Raw genomic sequence first — 23048 nt, 5'->3', positions numbered from 1 at the left:
TTCAGTCATTGTTTTACGATTGAATCGGGAGATGCTGAAAACTTCTCACATCAAACAATCCTTGTGTTGTCATTTTCACATCAGGAATGACTGGCAGTGCCAAGAAGGATAATGTCAAAAACGGATTAAAGTCTAAGGCAAAGCCTGTTTCCTTTAAAGCATCATGGAGTGCATGAAGGCTTTCATTGACCGTATGTGCAGGTTGATCTGATAATAAACCGGAAATCGGTAATGGAAGCGTATGAAGAACTTCTCCGTCTTTTACAACTGTCAAACCGCCCCCTGCTTCTTTTAACGTCTCAATGGCTTTGATCATATCAGCATCATTTGTTCCAACAGCAATTAAGTTATGCGAGTCATGGGCAACTGTTGTTGCAATCGCCCCCTCTTTTAAGCCGAAACCGCTGACGACCCCTATCCCAATTTCAGATAGACCTTTATGGCGTTCGACAAGTACTATTTTTAATACATCTCGATCAATATCACTCGTAAATTGTCCATCGCTTCCAGAAGGAGATATTTGTTCTAATTTCGTTTCAAGCTGATTCGGTATAATGCGAATGACATTCATCTTTTGGTGATCTGTTATAGGCAGCGTTAGATCTTTCTCTTGAACGTCCACTGCATGTACCGATTGCATGAGCGAAGAATTTGGCGTGATCTTGTCGACACTTGGCAAATATTCTCCATGTTCAGAGACCAATTCTCCTGCGATAAAGACGCTTGTAATTCCTACCTCATGTAAGTCAGAAATGAGCATAAAGTCCGCGTCAAAGCCTGGTGCAATTGCTCCCTTTGTTTTGAGACCGAAGCACTCCGCTGCGTTTAAACTTCCCATTTGATATGCTAAAAAGGGGTCCAATCCTTCTTGTATCGACATCCGTACTTGTTCATCAATACTTCCTTGAGCCATTAAATCATCTAAATGTTTATCATCCGTACAAAAGAAAAAGCGTCTCGCATTCTTCTCATTGACAGCAGGCAATACGTTTTTCACGTTTTTAGCAACAGAGCCTTCTCTCAGCATGACATACATGCCTCTTTTGACACGTTCAAGGGCCTCTTGAGCTGTTGTCACCTCATGATCCGTTTGGACATTAGCTGTTCGGTACACATTAATTAATCGGTCCGTTAATCCTGCTAGATGGCCATCAATGAGTTTATGTTCATGTTGAGCATCAAGCAGTTTTTGAAGCATATCTTCTTCCGCTTGTTCCACCGCGACATAATCCATCACTTCGGCAAGACCAAGCACTTCTTTTTCCTGATAAAGAGGCTTTAAATCTTTTGCTTTTAGTGTAGCACCTGATCGTTCAAAGCTGACTGCCGGTACACAGGATGGCAGCATGAAATATATATTTAAAGCAGCTTTTCTCGCTTCTTCGAGCATAAAACGGATACCTGCAACACCGGATACATTGGCAATTTCATGCGGGTCTGTTACAACAGTTGTCACACCGTGAGGAACGACAGCTTTGGAAAATTCAGCAGGAGTCACCATCGAGGATTCGATATGAACGTGGCCGTCAATGAAACCAGGAACAAGCATTTGACCTGTTGCATCCAGCTCCTGTTCTCCTTCATACTCCCCAATTCCTACTATTTTTCCATTTTCAACAGCGACATCAGCGTCTATCCATTCCTGGTTAAACACGTCCATAACCTTCGCATGTTTAATCACTAGGGCTGCTTTTTTTCTCTTTGCAGCTACCTCAATTTGATGTCTGAAAAGCTCCTTATCCAACGACACTGCCTCCTCCGAGTAAACAATATAATGTTTCTTATCGTAAACGAATCTGTTTGCCCAGTCAATGACATTTAGAGAAAATCAACCATATCAAAAGATTGATTTTTATTTCTGAATAGTGATAATTGGCTGAAAAATAACCATGTTCTATTTTGCTGTTCTTTTAGAAAGTAAACGGCTCTTTTCCACTTTGTTCTCTCCCACAATGTCCGCCCCATATGTACACTTCTAAAGCAAAAAAACACCCCTTCTCGGAGTGTTTAATAGTCGTTCTGCATTTCCCGTTTTTCAAAGCGCCCGATATCTGCCACTGCCCCAATGACAATGAGGATATCTTCTTTTTGAATCATTTCATCTGCGAGCGGTGAAACGATCACTTCTTTCCCGCGTTTAATTGCCACGATATTGATCCCGTACCTTGCACGAATGTCGAGATCTAACAAAGAGTGCCCAGCAAGTCTGCTGTTGGCGACGATTTCAATGAGGCTGTACTCATCTGACAGCTCTAAATAATCAAGCACGTTGTTAGAAATAATTTTATGTGCAATCCGCCTGCCCATGTCTCGTTCAGGATGGACAATACGGTCCGCACCAATTTTATTCAAAACCTTTTCATGGTAGTCATTTTGAGCTTTCACTGTGACCATTTTGACACCAAGTTCTTTCAGCATAATCGTTGTTAAAATACTCGCCTGAATGTTTTCACCTATCGCCACGATCACATGATCAAAATTGCGGATGCCTAGGTTTTTTAGGACAGATTCGTCCGTCGAATCACCAATCACGGCATGTGATGCAATTTTAGCATATTCGTTCACACGATCTTCATTCATATCCATGGCCATGACTTCAAGTCCTTCTTCGCTTAGCGCCTTGCAGATACTTCCGCCGAAGCGTCCAAGACCAATGACTGCATATTCCTTTTTCATGTTCAGACTCCTTTTATATCACTTACCATGCATTTTACTACGGTTTCATTAATGAATCCATATGCGACCGTATTTTTTTACGGAACGCTTCACTTAAGTAAAGGTCTGCTCCTTTTTCGATTTCACTGCGATAATGACCAGGAGGCGCAATTTCTTCGCTCTTTTTTAAAACGAGAAACGTTAAGCAGTCCTCATACACTTGATCACCTACTGTGACATCGACAAATGCTGGGCGATAAGTCCCTTCATTTACACCTTCTCGTTTGTACAAATAACGAATGGCATCAAAAGGTACTTCATATAGAACACCCTCTGTTTCTCCGCCGTCTTCTACCATATCTGCTCTTGATCCATCAGGGCGCACCAATGTAAACCTTGTGGTAAAACGATCAAGTGTGCCGCCGCCGATGATTTGTTTGAAATAATGTTCCACTTTCGCAAGCTTAAACCTTGCATCATCCATACAGGACCCATAGGCAAAATAATAGAAGGAAGACGGTTTGCGCTCCCATAGTTGATATGACTTCCAGCAGCCGCTTTCAATCTCCTTCAGGCTCGATGCCTTCTGCTTACATATTGTATAAGCAACGGCTGACCTTGGCCCCTGGTCTGTCATAACCTCTATTTCCTGCTGGTCATACCCTTCCTCTAGCTCATCTATCTTATGCAGCGTTTCATCACTGACCTCATACAATTCTCCATATACTGTGTTTTGTTCCGAGACAACACACACAGGGTAACCCTCACCTGTATCGTACAGTCTCCCTTTTATCCAAGCAGATGCTGCTAATGGACTGCTTTCTTTCATCAATGTCTCGTGATACTTTTCGTGCTTTAAAAGTGTCCCATACACAAATAACGTCTTTGTCTCTTTCGTCATCACACATCACATCCTCTCACCTTGCTACTATCTGCTTTTTTGATACACAGGTAAGTAAATATCAAAAGCCGTCCCTTTGCTGAGCTCGCTCTTTACATCCATTCTTCCATGGTGATCTTTTAAGATCGTCGCACAGATCGTTAAACCAAGTCCTGTACCTTCTTTTTTAGTCGAAAAGAAAGGATCATATATTTTCAGAATGTCCTCTTCGGACATTCCTTTTCCTTCATCTTGAATCGTGATTTTCCATTCATTCATCACTTTTTCTGTTGATATGTATATATTGCCGCCTTCAGGCATCGCCTCGATCGCATTTTTGATTAAGTTAATGAACAGTTGCTTCATTTGATTGGCGTCTGCTAATATCGTGCCAGCATCCTGCTTTTTAAATGGCTGTTTGAGATCAATATTTGAAAGAACGGCATTGGTCTTTAATAACGTAATCACCTGCTCTAGCAAATCATGGAGCTGTACTTCTTGAAATTGAACCGATTGAGGTTTTGCTAAGACAAGCAGCTCACTTAAAACAAAATCAATGCGTTTAATTTCAGAAAAGATGATATCAAAATAATCGGTTCTTTCAGGATATTGCGTTTTCATCAGCTGCAAAAATCCATTGACTGAGGTGAGCGGATTTCTGACTTCATGGGCAATGCCAGCAGCTATTTGTCCTGCAACAGCCAGCTTTTGTGCCTGCATTTGTAATTGCTGATTTGATCTTTCAAGTTCAAGCTTTGCCTGCTTTTGTTTCGTGATATCTGCAACCGTTCCAATACCTCCAGTAAACTGGTGCTGTTCATCGAAATAAAGCTTATAATGCACATCTCCCCATACCTTTTTTCCTTCTTTATGGAGAAGCTGCAGCTCCACCCGCCCCTCATCCTTATGCTCTTTGATCACAGACAACAAATGCTGAACGACATGCTCTTCTTGATCAAAGTACTGATTATACATCGTACCTAGACACTCCTCTATGTCGTAACCCGTCATTTGTTTCCATGCTTGATTTAAAAAAATGATTTCACCTTTTTCATTGGTTTCAAAGACGATTTCTTGCAAGTTATCTGTTATTCGATTCAGCCGCTCTGTCAGTTCGTGTGCTTCTTTTTCTCGTTTATTTAAATCTGATACAAGCAAATTCAACCGGTCCACATAGCCTGAGATGCTCCAAATACCGGCCAAAACAACGACTGTAAAGGCTAGATCGAGCGGCCAATTAATGTGATAGCCGCTAAGATAATAAAAGAAATCCCAGCTCAAAATTAATATAAATGCAAGAACGGATAACAGGATCCGTACTTGATATGTTTTGTTCAAATAATTCCACCTGCCGCCCTGAGATTCTTTGTCAATTGTACCATTTTCCACTTATTTTTTGAGGGAGATGCGGCATTTTTAAGGAACTTTTTTAGAAAAAATAGCCTGCTCTCAGCACAATGGGAGAGAACAGGCTATTTTTATTTACTGCTGAAGGGCTTCTTGAAGCTCTTTTAGCAGTAGTTCTGCGCCTTCAGCGCTTAATGTAATTTGACCATTTCCATACTCGTGGTTCTCAGAAGTAATCTCACCAGTCATCAGGCAGACGCCCTCTGGCTGATATTTTTTCAAGACGATTTTATCTCCATCTATAAAAAATTCCATACTGTCTTTAATAGCGATATCAAGTGCTCTTCTCAATTCGATTGGCATCACAATACGCCCTAGTTCATCTACTTTTCTTACAACTCCGATAGATTTCAATTTCGTTCCCTCTTTCTTTCATTAGCTCAAGATCAATCTGTTTTTCACCAATTGATATATCGTAGACGTAAGAGATTCTTAAAAGGTTTCTCCTGCATAAAAATTTTTTTCAAAATCGAAAAACCAAAGGGAAAATTTATTGTGATTGTCAAAATGAGACTTGAATTTTACAGATTCATTTCAAGGTGATCACAAACCCCCACAAATGACCTCAACCCTCTGAACTTTTAAATGTAAAATTGTTTAAAACAGCAAAAATAGAGATTGGGTGAAAACATGTTTCAAAATGCCGAAATTGGAATTGATTTAGGAACAGCTAACATATTGGTTTACAGTAAAAATAAAGGAATTATTCTCAATGAACCATCCGTTGTGGCAGTAGATACGGAAACAAAAACTGTCCTTGCAGTGGGGTCAGAAGCAAAAGAGATGATTGGGAAAACACCTGGAAAAATTGTAGCGATCCGTCCGATGAAAGATGGTGTCATCGCTGATTATGATATGACAACCGATTTACTTAAACAAATTATGAAAAAAGCAGGAAAAAATATTGGGTTTACCTTTAGAAAGCCGACTGTGGTTGTTTGTACACCTTCAGGTTCAACAGCTGTCGAACGCCGCGCGATCAGCGATGCTGTCAAAAATTGCGGAGCAAAGCATGTGCATTTAATTGAAGAACCCGTCGCAGCTGCAATCGGTGCTGATCTCCCGGTGGACGAGCCTGTTGCCAACGTCGTTGTAGATATTGGCGGAGGAACGACAGAGGTAGCGATCATTTCATTTGGCGGAGTTGTCTCTTGCCACTCGATCCGAATTGGCGGAGATCAACTGGATGAAGATATCATTACTTTTGTGAGAAAGAAATACAATTTACTGATCGGTGAACGGACAGCTGAACAGGTAAAAATGGAAATTGGTTATGGACTCATTGAACACGAACCCGAGTCATTAGAAGTTCGTGGACGCGACCTTGTCACAGGTCTTCCAAAAACAATTACACTTGAATCAACAGAAATTCAAGGTGCTATGCGAGAATCACTTCTTCATATTTTAGAGGCGATTCGGGCTACATTAGAAGACAGCCCTCCAGAACTGAGTGGTGATATCGTAGATCGCGGCGTCATTCTAACTGGCGGTGGTGCACTATTAAACGGCATTCAAGAATGGCTCTCTCAAGAAATTGTCGTCCCAGTTCATATCGCAGCAAATCCTCTTGAATCTGTCGCAATTGGAACAGGTCGTTCATTAGAAGTAATCGATAAATTGCAAAAAACATTAAAATAATCTTCATGTTCTACTTCTTTTTTCATCATTTCGATCATATCGTGATGAATGGATAAACGTGAAGGAGGAAGAACATGTTGCTTGATTTAGGTAAACGGGTCGTTGTCACAGTCATTTTAACCGGTATTATTTTAGGAGGAATGAGCCTGTCGTTTTCACATATGCCCCCTTCTAATGCACAGCCTGTGAAACAACTGAACCGCTAAAAAAGCCGCACGAAAGCGGCTTTTTTATTTTGCTTCGGGACGGCTCCCCATTTTCCTTTTCGGTCTTAAATCTGATATGATGAACATGACTAAAGGAGGGTTTTTTTATGAGTTCATTTGAAAAACAACTAGATCAATATGCAAAAACCATCGTTGAAGTAGGTGTAAATGTTCAAAGTGGTCAAGAAGTGGTCGTATCTGCGTTCACTGAATCTGTAGACCTTGTCCGCCTTGTGGCAAAACACGCATATGAGCGTGGAGCGAAAAACGTACATATCCGCTGGAGTGATGGTGTTCTGACCCGTTTAAAATATGAACATGCCCCACAAGATGTGTTTGAGCAATTTCCAGAATGGGAAGCACAGATGATGGAAACCATCGCAAAACGTGGCGGTGCTTTTATTACGATCTTGTCAGAAAGCCCTGATCTTCTAAGTGGCATTGACTCGAAAAAAATTGCTTCACAACAAAAAGCTGCAGGTTCAGCACTTCATACATATCGTCAATACGTTCAATCTGACAAAGTTGCATGGACAGTCGTCGGGGCTGCATCAAAAGATTGGGCGAAAAAGATTTTCCCTGAGCATGCAGATGAAGAAGCTGTTGCATTATTATGGGATCAAATCTTTAAAGTCGCCCGCGCTGATCAGCCAGATCCTGTTGAAGCGTGGAAAAAGCATGATGAATCACTAAATGAAAAAGTAAAAGTATTAAATGAACGTCACTACCACAAGCTGCACTATGAAGCACCAGGTACAGATTTAACGATTGAACTTCCAGAGCAGCATATTTGGGTAGGTGCTGGCAGCGTGAGTGAACGCGGCGTATCATTCATGGCCAATATGCCGACAGAAGAGGTCTTTACCGTACCTAAAAAAGATGGTGTAAACGGAACTGTCTCTAGCACTAAGCCACTTAGTTATGCAGGAAACATTATCGATGAATTTACGTTAACCTTTGAAAATGGGCGTATTGTAGATGTGAAAGCAAAAGAGGGCGAAGACATTTTAACCTCTCTCGTTGAAACAGATGAAGGCTCACATTATCTAGGTGAGGTTGCCCTTGTACCAGATGATTCACCAATTTCTAACTCAAATATCCTCTATTACAATACACTTTACGATGAAAATGCATCCAATCACCTTGCCATCGGCAGCGGTTATGCATTTAATATCGAAGGCGGTAAAGAGATGAAACGTGAGGAACTAGACGCAGCTGGTGTGAACAGCAGTATTACACACGTCGATTTCATGATTGGTTCAAAGGAAATGAATATTGATGGGATCACAAAAGATGGTAAACGTGAACCGATTTTCCGAAATGGAAATTGGGCTTTTTAAAGAAAAAAGACATCCTCATGTGGATGTCTTTTCTTTATGTTTATGCATACAGTTCTTGTAGTCTTTTTTGAATCTCTTGATCTGATAAGAACTCATCATAAGTTGTTTGTTTATCAACGATGCCATTTGGCGTCACTTCGATAATACGGTTTGCAACTGTTTCAACAAACTGATGGTCATGAGATGAGAAGAGCATAGCCCCTTTAAAGCTCATTAGACCGTTATTCAGCGCTGTGATGGACTCTAGGTCTAAATGGTTCGTCGGCTCGTCTAACAGCAAAATATTCGCTCCAGACAGCATCATTTTTGATAACATACAACGAACCTTTTCTCCACCTGATAAGACGCTTGCTTTTTTCTTCACTTCTTCCCCAGAGAAAAGCATACGGCCTAAGAAACCACGCAGGAAGCTTTCACTTTGATCATTAGGAGAATATTGACGAAGCCAATCAACAAGATCTAAATCGCTTCCTTCAAAATATTCACTGTTGTCTTTAGGGAAAAAGGCTTGAGATGTTGTCACGCCCCATTTAAACGTCCCGCTGTCTGGCTCCATTTCACCAGCAAGGATTTTAAATAAAGTAGAGACAGCAAGCTCATTACGGCTTAAGAACGCAATTTTATCCTCACGATTCATAATAAAGCTGACGTTATCCAGTACTTTTACACCGTCAATCGTTTTTGATAGACCTTCTACTTGAAGGACATCATTTCCGATTTCACGCTCTGGCGCAAAATGAACATAAGGATATTTACGAGAAGATGGTTTAATGTCATCTAGCGAAATCTTATCAAGCAATTTTTTTCTTGATGTCGCTTGCTTCGATTTAGATGCGTTCGCACTGAACCGAGCAACGAATTCTTGAAGCTGCTTAATCTGTTCTTCTTTTTTCTTGTTGGCATCCTGGCTGAGTTTTAATGCCAGCTGGCTTGATTCATACCAGAAATCATAGTTTCCGACATACACTTGAATTTTTCCAAAGTCAAGGTCTGCAATATGCGTACATACTTTGTTTAAGAAATGACGATCATGCGATACGACGATGACGGTATTCTCAAAGTTAATGAGGAACTCTTCCAGCCACTGGATCGCTTGTAAGTCCAAGTGGTTCGTTGGCTCATCGAGAAGGAGAACGTCAGGTTTACCGAATAGAGCTTGTGCTAACAATACTTTAACCTTTTCAGATCCGCCAAGCTCAGACATTTTCTTCGATTGTAGGCTCTCTGGAATGCCAAGACCTTTTAATAGGATCGCAGCTTCACTTTCCGCTTCCCATCCGTTTAACTCAGCAAACTCACCTTCAAGCTCTGCTGCACGAATTCCGTCTTCATCTGAGAAATCAGGTTTCATATAAATCGCATCTTTTTCCTGCATCACATCATATAGACGTTTGTGACCCATGATGACGACTTTTAACACTTCAAACTCTTCGTATTCAAAGTGGTTCTGTTTTAAAATCGCTAAACGTTCACCAGGACTCATATGAACATCGCCCGTTTGAGCTTCAATTTCTCCAGAAAGAATCTTTAAGAACGTTGATTTACCAGCTCCATTGGCACCAATTAGTCCGTAGCAGTTGCCAGGAGTGAACTTAATATTTACTTCTTCAAATAATTTACGATCAGCAAATCGCAAACTAACATTATTCACTGCAATCATTTATTAATCCTCCATCACTCATTCATCAATATGAAGTATAACATGAATAACGATTGATAGAAACGTCTCTCGCTAAGAACAAAGGCTTTTTGTCCAATATGGTATAATAAGTGGGAATGTTTTTATTGAAGGAGTTCGGGCGATTTGAGATTACTCACACTCATGGAATACTGTTTATTGATTTTCTTTATGGGCATTTATTTATCGGCGACTGGCTTTAATGCAAGAGACTTTGGCCTTTATATTGGACTTGTCCTCATTTACACACTAGTCCATATCTTTTCAAAACGGTTTTTACAAAAGCGCGGAAAAGACAATGTGAAAATTGGATTATTCCGTTCTGTTGTGGCGATTACTGGGTCCGTTTTCGCTTCTGTTTTGGCCATTGTCATCATTGTCACGATGCTCACACCAAATTAAAAACGACCCTACATGAAGGGTCGTCCATTCAAGCACCTTTCTTACGCATTGAGAAAGGTGTATTTATTGTGTTTGTCGAATATCGCCAAATGGGAAGAAAACAAATTCTGATGTGCCGACAATCCGATCCTTTTCAATGAGTCCGAGTCCATTTCGACTGTCCATAGAATTCAGTCTGTTGTCACCCATAACAAAGTAATCGTTTTTCGGTACTTTCACTGGACCAAAATCTCCTGTTAAATGTACCTCATACTCTTTGGCATGCGCCTTGTTCTCTTTTAAATAAGGCTCATCTACTTTTTTACCATTAATGTAAAGCGTATCATCCTTCATTTCAATCGTGTCGCCTGGAAGGCCGATCAATCGTTTGACATAATGAATTTTCTGACCGTCTTTTCCATTAATAATCACGATGTCACCACGTTTGACTCCACCGAGATAGTTGATGGTTTTGTTAACAAACAGCTTTTCTCCATCATGAAGGGTTGGTTCCATTGACTCTCCTTCCACCACATACGGCTCAAAAATAAACGTACGGATGATGAGGACGAGGGCAAGTGCAATTAAAATGGCTTTGATCCATTCAAACAGAGAACTTTTCTTCTCTTTTTTGGCTTGTTTCCCATCAGATTGAATGTCATTTTCGTTTTGTTTGTTTTCTTCGTTCAAAATACTGCTTCCTCCTAAGACTTTCTGCTAAAAGACTTGAAACGCGAATTGAATAACTTTACTTTATCACATGTCATTTAAAAATTCACAAGACAACCATTCAATTAGATATTTTTTCCTAATTTGCTGATAATTAAACAAAAAGAAGCACCGCTCTTCACGATGCTTCTTTTCAAATTAAGCTTCTTGTCGGACTGGTTTTTTTAGAATTCCGAGAAGTAGCGCTGTAACAATGGCACCGATTAAGATGCTGATGATGTAAAGAACTGGATGGTTTGTTACCCAGAAAACGAATAGTCCGCCGTGCGGTGCAGGAAGCGTCACTCTAAAGAATTCTGTTAATCCACCTGCAACTGCTGCACCAATCACAGCTGAAGGAATGACGCGCAGAGGATCTGCCGCTGCAAACGGGATCGCCCCTTCCGTAATGAACGCAGCTCCCATGAAGTAACATGTAATACCTGCTTCACGGTCACGTTTAGAGAATTTGTTTCTAAAGATCGTTGTCGCTAGCGCAATTCCTAGAGGAGGCACCATTCCGCCTGCCATAATCGCAGCATGCGGTGCATAGTTGCCGGCAGCAATCATCGCAAGACCAAATGTGTAGGCAGCTTTGTTAATCGGACCACCCATATCAATGGCCATCATACCAGCTAAAATAATCCCCATTAATACAAGGTTTCCAGTACCAAGTGATTCAAGCCAGTGTGTTAATCCGTCCATGACCATTTTAACAGGCGTGTTGACGATGTAATGCATGATAATCCCTGTAAAGAAAATACCGAACAATGGATAGAGCAGAACTGGTTTAATTCCATCGAGCGACTGTGGTACAAAAGTGAATACTTTTTTGAGTAGCACCACGATGTAACCAGCAAGGAAACCAGCAATCAATCCGCCTAAGAATCCAGCTCCTGCTGCAGAGGCCATGAATCCGCCAACCATACCTGGTGCGAAACCTGGACGGTCTGCAATACTCATTGCGATAAATCCAGCTAATACAGCAACGATTAAGGCAAGCGCATTATCTCCGCCAATTCCTTTTAATACAGCTGCAAATGAATTGAAAGAAGGGTCTTTAGGGTCAGCTGAGTTAATTCCCCAGAAGAATGAAATCGCAACGAGGATACCGCCCCCAACAACAAACGGAAGCATGTTGCTTACACCGCTCATTAAGTGCTTATAGAATCCACTTCTTCCCTTGCCTGATGATTCATTTTCATCTTTTGAAGAACTGCCGCCTGAACCTTTATAGATCGGCGCATCTTGATTGATGGCTTTTTCGATCAATTCTTGCGGACGGCGAATTCCAGCTGTCACAGGTACTTCAATGACATGTTTGCCTTTAAAGCGTTCCATTTCAACTTGTTTATCAGCTGCCACAATAATAGCTGGCGCTTCTTCAATTTCTTTTGCTGTCAGGGCATGTTTAATTCCACTAGAGCCATTTGTCTCAACTTTAATGTCAACGCCCATTTCTTTTGCTTTTTCTTTCAAAGCATCTGCGGCCATAAATGTATGCGCGATGCCTGTTGGACAAGCTGTCACCGCTAAAATTTTAGCAGGTTTTCCCGGTGCAGCCGGTTCCTCTTTGACTTCCTCTTCTTCTTCATCGTCTTTATCATGTGTATTGATAATTTCAATGATTTCATCTTCAGTAGCCGCTTCAAGAAGCTGCTTTCGGATCTCTTCACGCATGAGAAGTGTGGATAAACGAGAAAGTGCTTCTAAATGCGTGTTGTTTGCGCCTTCAGTTGCTGCAATCATAAAGACAAGATGACTTGGCTGTCCGTCTAATGATTCATAATCTACACCAGCTGTTGAACGACCAAATGCAATAGCAGGTTCTTTCACACTTGCTGTTTTCGCATGAGGAATCGCAATTCCTTCTCCGATTCCCGTAGAGCTTTGTTTTTCACGATTAACAACAGCTGCTTTGTAGCCTTCTTTATCATTTAATTTACCAGCTGTATCTAATACAGTGACCAGTTCTTCAATAACGGCTTCTTTTTGCTGGCTGTCTAATTGAAGCTTAATCGTATGCTTCGTGAGTAGTTCTGTAATTTTCATGATGACTCCTCCTTTAAATGCGTGTGACTTTTACTTGTGGCAATAATGTATCGACAAGCTCTTTTGTTCCAAGTTCCTCAGAAAATGCTGTAGCACTTCCTGATGTAACGCCAAGCTTAAATGATTCTTCTATGGAAAGGCCTTTAGAAACGCCGGCTAAGAATCCTGCAACGACTGAATCCCCTGCACCAACTGAGTTGATCAGCTTGCCTTTTGGAACATTAGATTGAAAGATCCCTTCCTTACTGAATAAGAGAGCGCCGTCTCCAGCCATAGATACAATGACATGTTCAGCACCTTGTTCCAACAGCTTTTTCCCATAAGGAATGGCTTCTTCTGCAAATGAAATACTGGTTTCAAACATTTCACCTAACTCATGATGGTTTGGTTTCATTAAGAATGGTTTCAGATCTGCTGCTTTTTTTAAGGCTTCTCCAGAAATATCAAGTACTACTCTTACCCCTTGCTTCGCACATACTTCAGCAATGCGCTCATATGTGTTATGAGGCAGTGAAGAAGGAATGCTGCCTGCTAATACAACGACATCGCCTTCTGTTAATGAAGTGAATTGGGATAAAAACGAATCGAACTGTGCTTCAGTAATACTTGGACCGAGCCCGTTGATTTCTGTTTCTTCGCCTGTTTTTAGTTTCACATTGATACGTGTATCTTCTGACACCTCATGAAAGGCTGTTTGTAATTGTTCGTTTTGTAAAAAGTCTTGAATATATTTGCCTGTAAAACCGCCAATGAATCCAAGTGCTTTTGATTCAACACCATGCCGTTTTAAAAGCCTTGAGACATTGATTCCTTTACCACCTGGATATTTTTTGTCATAGGTTGAACGATTTAAACCGCCGACCGCAAAATCCTCCACGTGTACGATGTAATCAACTGATGGGTTTAAAGTAACTGTATAAATCATGTTTTCACTACCTTTATAACCGTTTTTTCATGGTAATTATCGAATGAATCCTCTTTTGCGTCGTTTGTGATAATGGTGGCTTCCTGTAAACTAGCAAAGGTTGAAAACGATATTTCGCCAAACTTTGAGGCATCTGTTAAGATGTAGGTTTTTTTCGCCTGCTTCATAGCTCTTTTTTTAATGAGCGCTTCTTCTGGATCAGGTGTTGTAAACCCTGCCTCGGGATGAATGCCGTTCGTCCCAACAAAGCTTTTGTCAAAACGGTAATTTTCCATAGCTGTCAAAGCTGCGGCTCCCACCATGGCTCCTGTTCGATGTTTCACTGATCCGCCTATCAGGTAAAAAGAAATGCCTTTTCTCATGAGTGCTTCAATGTGCATGACACCATTTGTCACCACCACGATATCTTGATCTGGATCGATAAAGTCAATCATTTGCTGTGTTGTCGTACCAGCATCTAAGTAAATACAATCGCCTTGTTTTAAAAGTGATGCAGCTGCCTCTGCAATCAATGACTTTTCATGAAGGTTTTTGGCAGATTTCTCAAACACATCTGGCTCAAGACGAATACTAGATATTTTAGCAGCTCCTCCATGAACTCTTTTAAGAAAGCCTTTTTCTTCGAGGGCTGACAAATCTCTTCTAATTGTAGATTCAGACGCATCCGTCATAATCGTTAAGTCCTGTATTTTGATGACATCGTTTTCTTCTAAATAGTCGATAATGAGTTGATGTCTTTCTGGTGTTAGCATTGAAAACACCCCCTTTTGAAAACGTATTCATTTTGCGCGCACCTTTATTGTAATCGCTTTTTTCAACATTATCAATACAAAACAATCAAATACATTCAATAACTATCAAAATCTTTCACAATGGTCATCTTACCTTTATATGTACCATTTGTAAACTGAAAAATATGTGACATTGAGAAGAAAGTCATGATATTAGCATTTCTATCATTTTTCATTTCATTCAATTGAACGAAAAAAAGCCTTTATGCGTTTTGCATAAAGGCTTCAGGTGCGGAAAAGCAGGCAACATATCTCGTTCTACCTTCTTGTCAGCACCTTGAACGTTAACTTTAGGATTATTCATATCTAAGTGATTCAATAGGATCGAGCCTCGCTGCTTTATTGGCAGGAATCAGTCCAAAAATAATACCAATGAGCATACTAAATAGGACGCCTCCACATACGATCTGCCACGATACAAGAGAAGGCCACCCTGCAAACAGTGACACAAGTGAAGCACCTCCTAAGCCAAGCGCGATTCCAAGTAACCCACCGATCAGTGTAAGGACGACAGACTCAATTAAAAACTGAACGAGTATTTGAGTCCTAGTTGCCCCAAGTGCCTTTCGAATTCCGATTTCTCTTGTTCTTTCTGTGACTGATACGAGCATAATATTCATGACACCAATGCCGCCGACAAGTAATGAGATACCAGCAATTGAGCCAATGATTGTTGTCATGACAGACGTAATCTGACCAATGCCTGCTGCAATCTCTTCCAGATTGATCATTTCGTAAGCATCGTCTGTATGGTGATTTTTATTTAATCGTGCAGCCGCACTCTTTCCTACTTCTTTCATTTGATCAGCATGTGCGACTTGAATAGACAACTTATCATATTCTTTCACACCAAATGCAGTTGTCAGCATTGCAAAAGGGACATATATTTCATTCATATCAAATGAAAACAGCCCTTCCTGTTTTGCTAAAACTCCGATCACCTCAACCGGCTGTCCATTCATCCAAATCAACTCGCCTACTGCCTTCTCTCCATTAAACAATTCTTTTTGTATCCCTTCTGAAATAACAGCTGCCCTTCTTCCGCTCCTAAAATCGATTTCACGTAAGTCCTGTCCTTCTGCTATATGTAATGAATGTACATTCGTGTAGCCTTCATTAATCCCATTGACCGTTGCATCTATTGTTGTATCTTGGAACCTTAATTGCATGCCTTGTGCCGTAGAGGAGGCAACCTGTTTAACCCCATTCAATGCTTGAACACTTTGAATGTCTTCTTCAGTAAATGTGGCTTCAAATAACGCATTCGGATTCGCATTTAACTCCTCATCAGAGGGTGTATAGGTCATATCAATGGTATTGTTTGGCCCTGAAATTGATTCTTTCAGCATTTGCTCGCCGCCTTGACCGATGGCAACGACTGCAATCACCGAGCCAACCCCAATAATAATGCCAAGCATCGTTAAAATAGACCGCAATTTATGAGCTAGGACAGAATTCAGCGCTATTTTGATATTTTCAAAGAGTTTCATTCATTGTGTCTCCTTGTATCAATCTATCTTGAGCGAGGCGTCCATCTCTTACAACGACTATCCGGTTTGTATACGCAGCTATTTCTTCTTCATGAGTAACGAGCACAACCGTTGTTCCTTCCTCATTGAGCTTTGTAAACTGTTCCATAATCGAGCCGCTCGTTTTTGAATCAAGAGCGCCTGTTGGTTCATCTGCCAAGATGAGCTCCGGCTCATTGACAATCGCACGTGCGATGGCTACTCTTTGCTTTTGACCCCCTGACAACTCGTTTGGCATATGCTTCATTCGATCTGCCAAACCAACCTTTTCAAGTGCCATTTCCGCACGCTCTTTTCTTTCCTTTTGACTGATACCAGCGTAAATCATCGGAAGTTCAACATTTCGCCTCGCATTTAATCTAGGCAGTAAATAAAATTGTTGAAAAACAAAACCAATGGATCGATTTCGAATCACTGCCAGTTCTTGATCCTTTGCTGCCGACAGCTCCATACCTTGAAAATGGTACTGTCCGGAGGTCGGGTGGTCCAGACAGCCAATGATATTCATTAACGTTGATTTTCCAGAGCCGGACGGGCCCATAATGGACATATACTCGCCTTTACCAATGACGAGGTCCACTTCACTTAATACATCAAATGTCTCCTCAGCGACTTCGTAGCTTTTTGTCACGTTTGAAAGCTGAATCATTCAGCATTCACTTCCATTCCGTCATACATATCATCTGATGGCTCTGCAATGATTTGATCTTCTTTTGTTAAACCTTTCGTCACTTCAAGATCTTGACCTGACGTTTCACCTAATGTCACTTTTACTTTCTTCAGTGCATTCTTTTCAACAACATAAACGTATGAACCATCTTTGTCTTTTTTCACAGCTGTTTCAGGAATTGTGAGCACTTGACGCTTGTCCGTTTCAATTTCCATGATCATTTTAAAGCCTGGTTTTGCATCCGGCTTTTTCCCTTTTATTTCAATTTCGACTGGATATTGTACGGTTTGATCACTAGCAGCTGTTTCTGCTGTTGACTGGGCAGGCACAGCGCCCACTTTTTTCACCACTCCTTGCCAACTCTTTCCGCGAATGACATCAGACGTTACCTTTACTTTTTGTTTCTTTTTGACTTTCATAGCATCATACTCACTGATTAAGCCTCGTACAATCATTTTTTTCTCATTGCCAATATGGATTACCGGCTGTCTCTCTTCTAGCTTCCCTGCGCCAGCATCTTGCTCGACGGAGATGACTGTTCCTTCAATTTTGCTATGTATCGTTAAATCTTCTATTTGTGCCTTTACTTTTTCTTGGTTAAGCTCCGCTTGTTTTTGCTCTAATTCAGCAGCTTTGAGTTCGAGTTCAAGCTGATCTCGCTCGTTTTTCGAATCAGAGCCCGCCTTTTTTCCCTGATTTTCATCTAATGAATTGAGTCTATTTTGTAATTGTTCAAGCTTTAGTGTACTTGATTCAGCCGCAAGTGCTTGCTGCTGTTCTTCAAGCTCCAGTTCCTTATTTTCATATGTAAGGAGCGGTGTTCCAGCTTTCACTTTTTCTCCTTCTTTCACAGCGATATGATTCAGGCTTCCCTTCTCCTCTTCTGTATAAATAAATTGCTCCTCCGAGAATGAAAGTGTTCCAGGCGTCATCACCTTAGAGGTTATTTCTTTTGATGCAAGTTGGACTGTTTTAAATGATGCCGTAGAGGCAGGCTTTGATTGGTTTTTTGCAATATTAAATCCAATAAATAGACCAATCACAATAATGATAATGGATCCGATGATGATTTTCTTTCTCATAAAAACATTCTACCTCCAGCTTACTGCATGTTGATGGTGATCGTAGTTCCTACATATTGAAAAATTAAAGATAATACATAAAAGACACTCACAATAATCCAAGATATTCTTGGCGAAATGCGGCCGACCTTGATCAATAAAAAGCCTGTTAAAACAAGATTCCAGATCACAAAAAGGTCAATATTTCCTAACACAGCATGCCATGAACCAGACATTCGAATGAATGCGTTTAATGAGGTAATAGTGATATCTTTTGGCACATGAAACATGATGATCGCTAAATGAGAAATGATCGTACCAATGATCGTAATAGGTGTGATATAAAGCACACCTGAAAATAGCTGCTGAAACGTTGCATCACCTTTTGCTAAAAAGACGATGAACTTGTATACGGCAGTATTAATGACAATCCCAATGACCAAACCAATGAGCGTGATCACATAAACGAAAGGGATTGGTAAAATTAAATCTGCCCACATTCCTTCATTCACTAGCTGAGACAAATAAGTGACAACAACTGTTAATACAAGCACACATGATAAAGGCCACCAAACGAATGGCTGCTCCCACACTCTTTTTAAATGCTCTGATGGTCTTGTGCTTACGCCTATAATTGTGGGTTTTTGCGTTGTTTCTTTCATCAAATGTCATCCTCTCCATGTGCTGTAAGTATGGAAACGTTTTTTCATACTCTTGTTGTTTCTATTTTATCAAAAGATTGCCAATAAGTGATAGATCATTTGATTTTCTTATTTTCATAGTGATAGGATTGAAACTATTATTCTATTTTCATGAACGACATCCTTCAAATGATACTTGGACCGACCATATTCATATGAAAAAATCCTGATTTTACTGACTGAAAAACATTTTATGAAGTAAACAACATGTCTTTCGGAATAAATATCCTTTTCCTTTGGATTCAGATGGTCTCAGTTAGACACAACATTTTTTTGTTAAAATATTCCTAGTAATTTCAATGAATCCCGGCTTTATAGGACTATGTTTAGCGCCTTTTATAGAACAGATGAGCCTTTAGTAACAATACTTTCATATTAAAAAAATAAAAATAAAAGGATTTTACTTGATCAAATGTTATTTTTTCATATAATGTAAAATAGAGGTAGGTTAAATGATAGTGGAAATGGAGTCAAGTGAATGTTAAGAGAAAAATTGAAACTGCAATTGATTTTACTTTATGAAAAGGAACAAGAAGCATGGCAATACTTTCGAAAGGAAAGAGAACTGATTTATCATGAGCTTAAATTACTTGATATGAAAGAGAGCAGACCTTCTAATGACAAAATATACTACGCAGCAAGGTGTGTAGATATTATTAAAGAAAAAAAGGGAAGCATTGTGAGCACAAAAGAATTAAAAGAACAGCTTCAAGCACGAACAGATTTCAATGTGAGACGAATCAGCGAATTGTATGATCTCATTCAACAGCTCGATCCTCACATTTCTAAAGCACGCCGGGGATGTTTTATTTACGAAGATCATACCCAAGTACCTCTAAAATCTTTTCACACATAAAAAAATTGGTTACAGCCGCCGGCCATAACCAAGTCCTCTAATATCTATTATCCACCACTTACAGGAGGAATGAGTGCAACAGTGTCCCCGCTACGCACTTCAGCATTTCCCCTCGTATATATTTCGTTGACTGCAACCATCACGTTTTGTGCAGTATCAACACCATATACCTCCTGTAATTCTATTTTAATCTCATCAACCGTTGTTTGATCTTTTTGAATGATGATTTGTTGTTTACCGGCCTTCTCAGCAAGGCCGGCGAACAATAATACGCTAATCATGCCGCTTCCCTTCTTTCTCGTTAAGTTGGAGAGTACTAGGTTTTCCTTCCGGGTATGAAACGGTTTCAAGCTGATCACCTATCCAAGCCTCTCCATCTTCCCAGTATTCCTTTTTCCAAATAGGAACGATTTCCTTTATTCGTTCAATCGCATATTCATTGGCTTCATATGCAGCTTTCCGATGAGGTGATGAAACAGCTATTGCCACTGCAATGTCACATATCTCAAGAGTGCCAATACGATGCACAATAGCAGCTTCTGTATCGGGCCAGCGTTTTTTAATTTCTTGTCCAATTTGACTCAACATATTTTCCGCCATTGGTATGTATGCTTCATATGTTAAACGCAGCGTTTTTTTGCCATTTGTCCATTCTCTTACCGTGCCTATGAATGTCGTAATGGCTCCCGCTTTGCGTCTTGTGACATGCTGAATCAATTCATTCACATCAATTGGCTCTTTTGTGATGTTAAAAAGTTCATTCATACGAGGCTTCCCCCTTCAATAAATTAAAAGCAAATGTGATCCCGCGCTTATCAAATGCTGAAAACACAGGAAACGGGTATTTCTCAGTGAATTGTATTTCTTTATTGAAATAAATGGCTGCTTGTATATGAGAAAGTGTTGAAAGATCAATGAGTTCCTGTTCGTCTTTGACACACAGGATTTTGCGGTAAGGCGCCTGTTTGTATCCTTCGATCAAGACGGCATCTAAAGGAAGATGCTGACACATGTTGAGTAGTTGCGCGAATGTCATGTGCCGTATGAAAAAGTGACATTCACCTTCTCCCTCCACACCTGCGGCAAATGCACCCGCTTGAACATATCGATCCGTATCTTTTTGTTTGAACAGACGGTCTGGCTTTCCGCCATGTCCGTGATGTTTGAAGCAGCCTAGCTGCATTTCTTCTTCATCCGCCAGCTGACATAATTTTTCGATCAGCGTCGTTTTACCACTATTTTGATAGCCCACGACTTGTAGAATGTTTAATTTGTCATCCAACATGGAGCACCGCCTTCGTGGTGAAATAGCAGAACGCTGACCTGGTCACCTGCACTAAACCCTCTTGTTCCTCCGGGCAATACAATGAAACAATCAGCATGAGCAATAGATGTCACCGCACTAGATTTATCAAGACCTGTTGGCGTCACACTCAGCTGGCTGCCAGCGAAATCAAGTGATGCTCTAACAAATCGTGTGAACGGATTGGCTTTTGGAAAATCATGTGTCAGCTTCGCCTCAGCAAAAACAGGAAATGGATTTTCTTTCAAACACCATTTATAAATGATCGGTTTGACAAATAGTTCAAAGCCAACAAAACAGGCAGCCGGATTTCCTGACAGCCCATAAAGCAATTGACCATTTGGCAACGCAGCAACGGTCGTCACACTTCCAGGTCTCATGGCGACTTTATTAAACAACACATCTGCACCAAGTTTTTCATAAATAGCAGGTAAAAAGTCAAAATCACCTACCGATACACCACCTGTTGTGATGAGCATATCAACTTTGCTTAAGGCTGCTTTTACTGCTTCATAGCTTTGATCAAAATCATCGGATACACCGCCTAAATCAAGCGGTTCTCCTCCAGCTTCAATAACCTGAGCGTACACCATACTTAGGTTACTATTTCTAATTTTACCGTCCACCATGGCATCACTTACTTGTAGGAGCTCGGTACCTGTTGAGATGATACCGATCACCGGTTTTTTGACGACTGGCACAACCGCATACCCGAACGTTGCCAATATCGCCGTCACGCCTGGGGTTACTTTTGAGCCTTTTTTGATCATGACGTTCCCTTTGAGGGTCTCTTCTCCTTGCCGAGAAATATTGTCTCCCTTTTTCAGAGGTCTTTTAAGTGACATCATTGATTTACCGTCTTTTTCAAACGTTTTCGTCAATTCAAGCATGATCACAACATTTGCTCCTTTTGGAATCTTCGCTCCTGTCATGATGCGAATCGCTTGAAAAGGACCGATCGTTTTTGCAGAAACAATACCTGCCCCTATATGATCAATGACCTCAAATTCAACCGGATGCTCGCTCGATGCATCCTTTGTATCTTCTGCTCGAAGTGCAAAACCATCATACGGAGAACGATCAAAGGCAGGAACATCGTGATCTGCTAAAATATCCTCTGCAAGCCATCTTCCAAGGCTGTTCTTTAAAGGAACCCATTCGACTTGTCCATGTTTTTGAAATTGGTGGACTTTCTTTACTGCCTCTTCTACTGGAATTGGCTGTCGTCTTTCCATCACTTCTCACTCCTATATGCCTAGCAGTCTTGCTAGTAATGAATTGGCTACTTTTTCATCATTTGTCCCATGGATTAATACACGTCCTCCTTTAAAACAAACGATACGGTGTCTTTCATAGCGTATATGAATTAAAAAATCGTTCACTTCCACCTCACAAATAGAGGACAGACGCTCTTTTACATGCTGAAATGAAAGGTTTTCTAAATCCTTCGATATGATTTGAACGGTGTCACGTCCGCAAAGAACCGCTGTTTTTTTGCGCTGTTCCTGTAAATATGGATACGTTCTATTTGAGCCGCAAGAAGGACAGCTCTCCTGCTTCGTACGAGATACATCCATTTTAAACGAAGACGACTGCCACAAATCAAACGTGACAAACTTTCGCTCCATTTGCTCTTCATGCCCTGTTAAATATTTTAATGCCTCTGTTTGCTGATAAGCCGACACCATTTGGACAGCAGGAGAAATAATACCAGCTGTATCACATGTCAAACCCCCAACAGGCATTGAGGTAAACACACATGATAAGCAAGGTGTTTTGCCCGGCAAAATGGTCATATACATTCCCTGACTGCTCACACAGGCACCGTAAATCCAGGGCGTATTTGTTTCTAAGGATAAATCATTCATCACCATTCTTGTCTCAAAATTATCAGTCGCGTCAATGACGATATTTGCTTTTCGGAATAAAGGTCTTAACAGCTCTACTCCTGCATCTTCAATAAGAGCGTGTATGGTCACTTCATGGTTGATCTCTTGGAGACGTTTTTTAGCCGCTGCCGCTTTTGGCACATGCATCTTTGCATCGTGTTCAGTGTACAGCTGCTGCCGCTGTAAATTTGAGAATTCGACATAATCACGATCTACAATCGTCAAAGTACCAATTCCTGAACGGACAAGCCCTTCAGCAGACGCTGTTCCAAGTGCACCAGCTCCAATAATAAGGACATGACTTTCGGCAAGCGCAGACTGCCCTTTTTCCCCTACCGGAGGGAACAAGATTTGCCTTGAATATCGCTCGTTCAATAT

24 protein-coding genes are annotated in these 23048 nt (G+C 40.7%); 5 read left to right on the top strand and 19 right to left on the bottom strand.

Annotated features, from left to right (window positions below; genetic code table 11):
* Positions 1–13: 13 nt before the first annotated feature.
* The 5 genes from ade to MKY11_RS06915 form a co-directional block, all read right to left on the bottom strand.
* Entirely contained in the window at positions 14–1744 is a 1731-nt protein-coding gene (gene ade / locus MKY11_RS06935) for an adenine deaminase (protein WP_259254152.1), read from the bottom strand.
* A 263-nt stretch (positions 1745–2007) separates the two neighbouring features.
* A complete protein-coding gene (locus MKY11_RS06930; RefSeq protein WP_008345123.1) occupies positions 2008–2676 on the bottom strand; it encodes a TrkA family potassium uptake protein in 669 nt (222 codons plus the stop codon).
* A gap of 37 nt (positions 2677–2713) precedes the next feature.
* Complete coding sequence (locus tag MKY11_RS06925) at positions 2714–3556, bottom strand: gamma-glutamylcyclotransferase family protein (RefSeq protein WP_047946864.1); 843 nt, start codon at positions 3554–3556, stop codon at positions 2714–2716.
* Between the two features lie 27 nt (positions 3557–3583).
* Positions 3584–4873, bottom strand: coding sequence for an ATP-binding protein (locus MKY11_RS06920; RefSeq protein WP_017359399.1), 1290 nt, complete (start codon positions 4871–4873; stop codon positions 3584–3586).
* 144 nt (positions 4874–5017) lie between these two features.
* Positions 5018–5296, bottom strand: coding sequence for an AbrB/MazE/SpoVT family DNA-binding domain-containing protein (locus MKY11_RS06915; protein WP_017359400.1), 279 nt, complete (start codon positions 5294–5296; stop codon positions 5018–5020).
* Between the two features lie 276 nt (positions 5297–5572).
* Between MKY11_RS06915 and mreBH the strand changes: the two genes are divergently transcribed.
* The 3 genes from mreBH to MKY11_RS06900 all read left to right on the top strand — a co-directional run bounded on the left by mreBH (position 5573) and on the right by MKY11_RS06900 (position 8126).
* Positions 5573–6580, top strand: a complete 1008-nt coding sequence (gene mreBH, locus MKY11_RS06910; RefSeq protein WP_017359401.1) for a rod-share determining protein MreBH — start codon at positions 5573–5575, stop codon at positions 6578–6580.
* Between the two features lie 74 nt (positions 6581–6654).
* Complete coding sequence (locus MKY11_RS06905) at positions 6655–6786, top strand: protein YkpC (RefSeq protein WP_003210922.1); 132 nt, start codon at positions 6655–6657, stop codon at positions 6784–6786.
* A gap of 107 nt (positions 6787–6893) precedes the next feature.
* Positions 6894–8126 (top strand): aminopeptidase, encoded by a 1233-nt coding sequence (locus tag MKY11_RS06900; RefSeq protein ID WP_008345134.1) that lies wholly within the window; start codon positions 6894–6896, stop codon positions 8124–8126.
* A gap of 40 nt (positions 8127–8166) precedes the next feature.
* On the opposite strand, the gene MKY11_RS06895 is transcribed toward MKY11_RS06900, so the two are convergent.
* Complete coding sequence (locus MKY11_RS06895; protein WP_007498620.1) at positions 8167–9786, bottom strand: ATP-binding cassette domain-containing protein; 1620 nt, start codon at positions 9784–9786, stop codon at positions 8167–8169.
* Positions 9787–9930: 144 nt separating this feature from the next.
* Here MKY11_RS06895 and MKY11_RS06890 point away from each other — a divergent pair, with 144 nt between their 5' ends.
* Positions 9931–10206, top strand: a complete 276-nt coding sequence (locus tag MKY11_RS06890; RefSeq protein WP_024719551.1) for a hypothetical protein — start codon at positions 9931–9933, stop codon at positions 10204–10206.
* Positions 10207–10269: 63 nt separating this feature from the next.
* On the opposite strand, the gene lepB is transcribed toward MKY11_RS06890, so the two are convergent.
* The 8 genes from lepB to MKY11_RS06850 all read right to left on the bottom strand — a co-directional run bounded on the left by lepB (position 10270) and on the right by MKY11_RS06850 (position 18583).
* Complete coding sequence (gene lepB, locus MKY11_RS06885; RefSeq protein WP_034647709.1) at positions 10270–10842, bottom strand: signal peptidase I; 573 nt, start codon at positions 10840–10842, stop codon at positions 10270–10272.
* Positions 10843–11052: 210 nt separating this feature from the next.
* Positions 11053–12945, bottom strand: coding sequence for a PTS fructose transporter subunit IIABC (locus tag MKY11_RS06880; protein WP_008345139.1), 1893 nt, complete (start codon positions 12943–12945; stop codon positions 11053–11055).
* Positions 12946–12958: 13 nt separating this feature from the next.
* Positions 12959–13870, bottom strand: coding sequence for a 1-phosphofructokinase (pfkB, locus tag MKY11_RS06875; protein WP_342501966.1), 912 nt, complete (start codon positions 13868–13870; stop codon positions 12959–12961).
* Positions 13867–14622 (bottom strand): DeoR/GlpR family DNA-binding transcription regulator, encoded by a 756-nt coding sequence (locus tag MKY11_RS06870; protein ID WP_008345143.1) that lies wholly within the window; start codon positions 14620–14622, stop codon positions 13867–13869. The genes pfkB and MKY11_RS06870 overlap by 4 nt, the downstream gene beginning before the upstream one ends.
* 335 nt (positions 14623–14957) lie before the next feature.
* Positions 14958–16151 carry an ABC transporter permease gene (locus MKY11_RS06865; RefSeq protein WP_160757736.1) on the bottom strand — a complete coding sequence of 398 codons (1194 nt, stop codon included), beginning with the start codon at positions 16149–16151 and terminating at the stop codon, positions 14958–14960.
* Positions 16138–16839, bottom strand: a complete 702-nt coding sequence (locus MKY11_RS06860) for an ABC transporter ATP-binding protein (protein WP_047946876.1) — start codon at positions 16837–16839, stop codon at positions 16138–16140. Before MKY11_RS06860 ends, MKY11_RS06865 begins: the two co-directional genes overlap by 14 nt.
* Complete coding sequence (locus MKY11_RS06855; protein WP_326378822.1) at positions 16836–17942, bottom strand: efflux RND transporter periplasmic adaptor subunit; 1107 nt, start codon at positions 17940–17942, stop codon at positions 16836–16838. Before MKY11_RS06855 ends, MKY11_RS06860 begins: the two co-directional genes overlap by 4 nt.
* A gap of 20 nt (positions 17943–17962) precedes the next feature.
* Positions 17963–18583: a YIP1 family protein gene (locus MKY11_RS06850; protein WP_024719557.1), complete on the bottom strand. Its 621-nt coding sequence runs from the start codon at positions 18581–18583 to the stop codon at positions 17963–17965.
* A gap of 517 nt (positions 18584–19100) precedes the next feature.
* Here MKY11_RS06850 and MKY11_RS06845 point away from each other — a divergent pair.
* Positions 19101–19478: a hypothetical protein gene (locus tag MKY11_RS06845; RefSeq protein ID WP_073414361.1), complete on the top strand. Its 378-nt coding sequence runs from the start codon at positions 19101–19103 to the stop codon at positions 19476–19478.
* A gap of 47 nt (positions 19479–19525) precedes the next feature.
* On the opposite strand, the gene moaD is transcribed toward MKY11_RS06845, so the two are convergent.
* From moaD to MKY11_RS06820, 5 genes are read right to left on the bottom strand one after another with little or no spacing between them, the layout of a single operon-like run.
* Positions 19526–19759, bottom strand: coding sequence for a molybdopterin converting factor subunit 1 (moaD, locus tag MKY11_RS06840; RefSeq protein WP_008345159.1), 234 nt, complete (start codon positions 19757–19759; stop codon positions 19526–19528).
* Positions 19752–20243, bottom strand: coding sequence for a molybdenum cofactor biosynthesis protein MoaE (locus tag MKY11_RS06835; RefSeq protein ID WP_041092418.1), 492 nt, complete (start codon positions 20241–20243; stop codon positions 19752–19754). The genes moaD and MKY11_RS06835 overlap by 8 nt, the downstream gene beginning before the upstream one ends.
* Positions 20236–20763, bottom strand: coding sequence for a molybdopterin-guanine dinucleotide biosynthesis protein B (gene mobB / locus MKY11_RS06830; RefSeq protein ID WP_024719560.1), 528 nt, complete (start codon positions 20761–20763; stop codon positions 20236–20238). The genes MKY11_RS06835 and mobB overlap by 8 nt, the downstream gene beginning before the upstream one ends.
* On the bottom strand, positions 20745–22019 hold the full coding sequence (gene glp / locus MKY11_RS06825; RefSeq protein ID WP_073414359.1) for a gephyrin-like molybdotransferase Glp: 1275 nt from the start codon (positions 22017–22019) through the stop codon (positions 20745–20747). Before glp ends, mobB begins: the two co-directional genes overlap by 19 nt.
* Positions 22020–22028: 9 nt before the next feature.
* Positions 22029–23045 (bottom strand): thiazole biosynthesis adenylyltransferase ThiF, encoded by a 1017-nt coding sequence (locus MKY11_RS06820; RefSeq protein ID WP_342501965.1) that lies wholly within the window; start codon positions 23043–23045, stop codon positions 22029–22031.
* Between the last annotated feature and the right edge of the window lie 3 nt (positions 23046–23048).

Source organism: Bacillus sp. FSL W7-1085 (genome assembly GCF_038595035.1).
Classification (GTDB): Bacteria; Bacillota; Bacilli; order Bacillales; family Bacillaceae; genus Bacillus; species Bacillus altitudinis.
This window is presented reverse-complemented; position numbering and strand designations above follow the sequence as displayed.

Excerpts from the sequence above, each read along its gene's own strand:
- MKY11_RS06925 (WP_047946864.1), bottom strand. The coding sequence starts at position 3,556 with ATGACGAAAGAGACAAAGACGTTATTTGTGTATGGGACACTTTTAAAG.
- MKY11_RS06865 (WP_160757736.1), bottom strand. The coding sequence starts at position 16,151 with ATGAAACTCTTTGAAAATATCAAAATAGCGCTGAATTCTGTCCTAGCT.
- MKY11_RS06855 (WP_326378822.1), bottom strand. The coding sequence starts at position 17,942 with ATGAGAAAGAAAATCATCATCGGATCCATTATCATTATTGTGATTGGT.
- MKY11_RS06835 (WP_041092418.1), bottom strand. The coding sequence starts at position 20,243 with ATGAATGAACTTTTTAACATCACAAAAGAGCCAATTGATGTGAATGAA.
- MKY11_RS06905 (WP_003210922.1), top strand. The coding sequence starts at position 6,655 with ATGTTGCTTGATTTAGGTAAACGGGTCGTTGTCACAGTCATTTTAACC.
- MKY11_RS06860 (WP_047946876.1), bottom strand. The coding sequence starts at position 16,839 with ATGATTCAGCTTTCAAACGTGACAAAAAGCTACGAAGTCGCTGAGGAG.
- MKY11_RS06930 (WP_008345123.1), bottom strand. The coding sequence starts at position 2,676 with ATGAAAAAGGAATATGCAGTCATTGGTCTTGGACGCTTCGGCGGAAGT.
- mobB (WP_024719560.1), bottom strand. The coding sequence starts at position 20,763 with ATGTTGGATGACAAATTAAACATTCTACAAGTCGTGGGCTATCAAAAT.
- pfkB (WP_342501966.1), bottom strand. The coding sequence starts at position 13,870 with ATGATTTATACAGTTACTTTAAACCCATCAGTTGATTACATCGTACAC.
- MKY11_RS06880 (WP_008345139.1), bottom strand. The coding sequence starts at position 12,945 with ATGAAAATTACAGAACTACTCACGAAGCATACGATTAAGCTTCAATTA.
- MKY11_RS06850 (WP_024719557.1), bottom strand. The coding sequence starts at position 18,583 with ATGAAAGAAACAACGCAAAAACCCACAATTATAGGCGTAAGCACAAGA.
- MKY11_RS06895 (WP_007498620.1), bottom strand. The coding sequence starts at position 9,786 with ATGATTGCAGTGAATAATGTTAGTTTGCGATTTGCTGATCGTAAATTA.
- mreBH (WP_017359401.1), top strand. The coding sequence starts at position 5,573 with ATGTTTCAAAATGCCGAAATTGGAATTGATTTAGGAACAGCTAACATA.
- moaD (WP_008345159.1), bottom strand. The coding sequence starts at position 19,759 with ATGATTAGCGTATTATTGTTCGCCGGCCTTGCTGAGAAGGCCGGTAAA.
- MKY11_RS06900 (WP_008345134.1), top strand. The coding sequence starts at position 6,894 with ATGAGTTCATTTGAAAAACAACTAGATCAATATGCAAAAACCATCGTT.
- MKY11_RS06845 (WP_073414361.1), top strand. The coding sequence starts at position 19,101 with ATGTTAAGAGAAAAATTGAAACTGCAATTGATTTTACTTTATGAAAAG.
- MKY11_RS06870 (WP_008345143.1), bottom strand. The coding sequence starts at position 14,622 with ATGCTAACACCAGAAAGACATCAACTCATTATCGACTATTTAGAAGAA.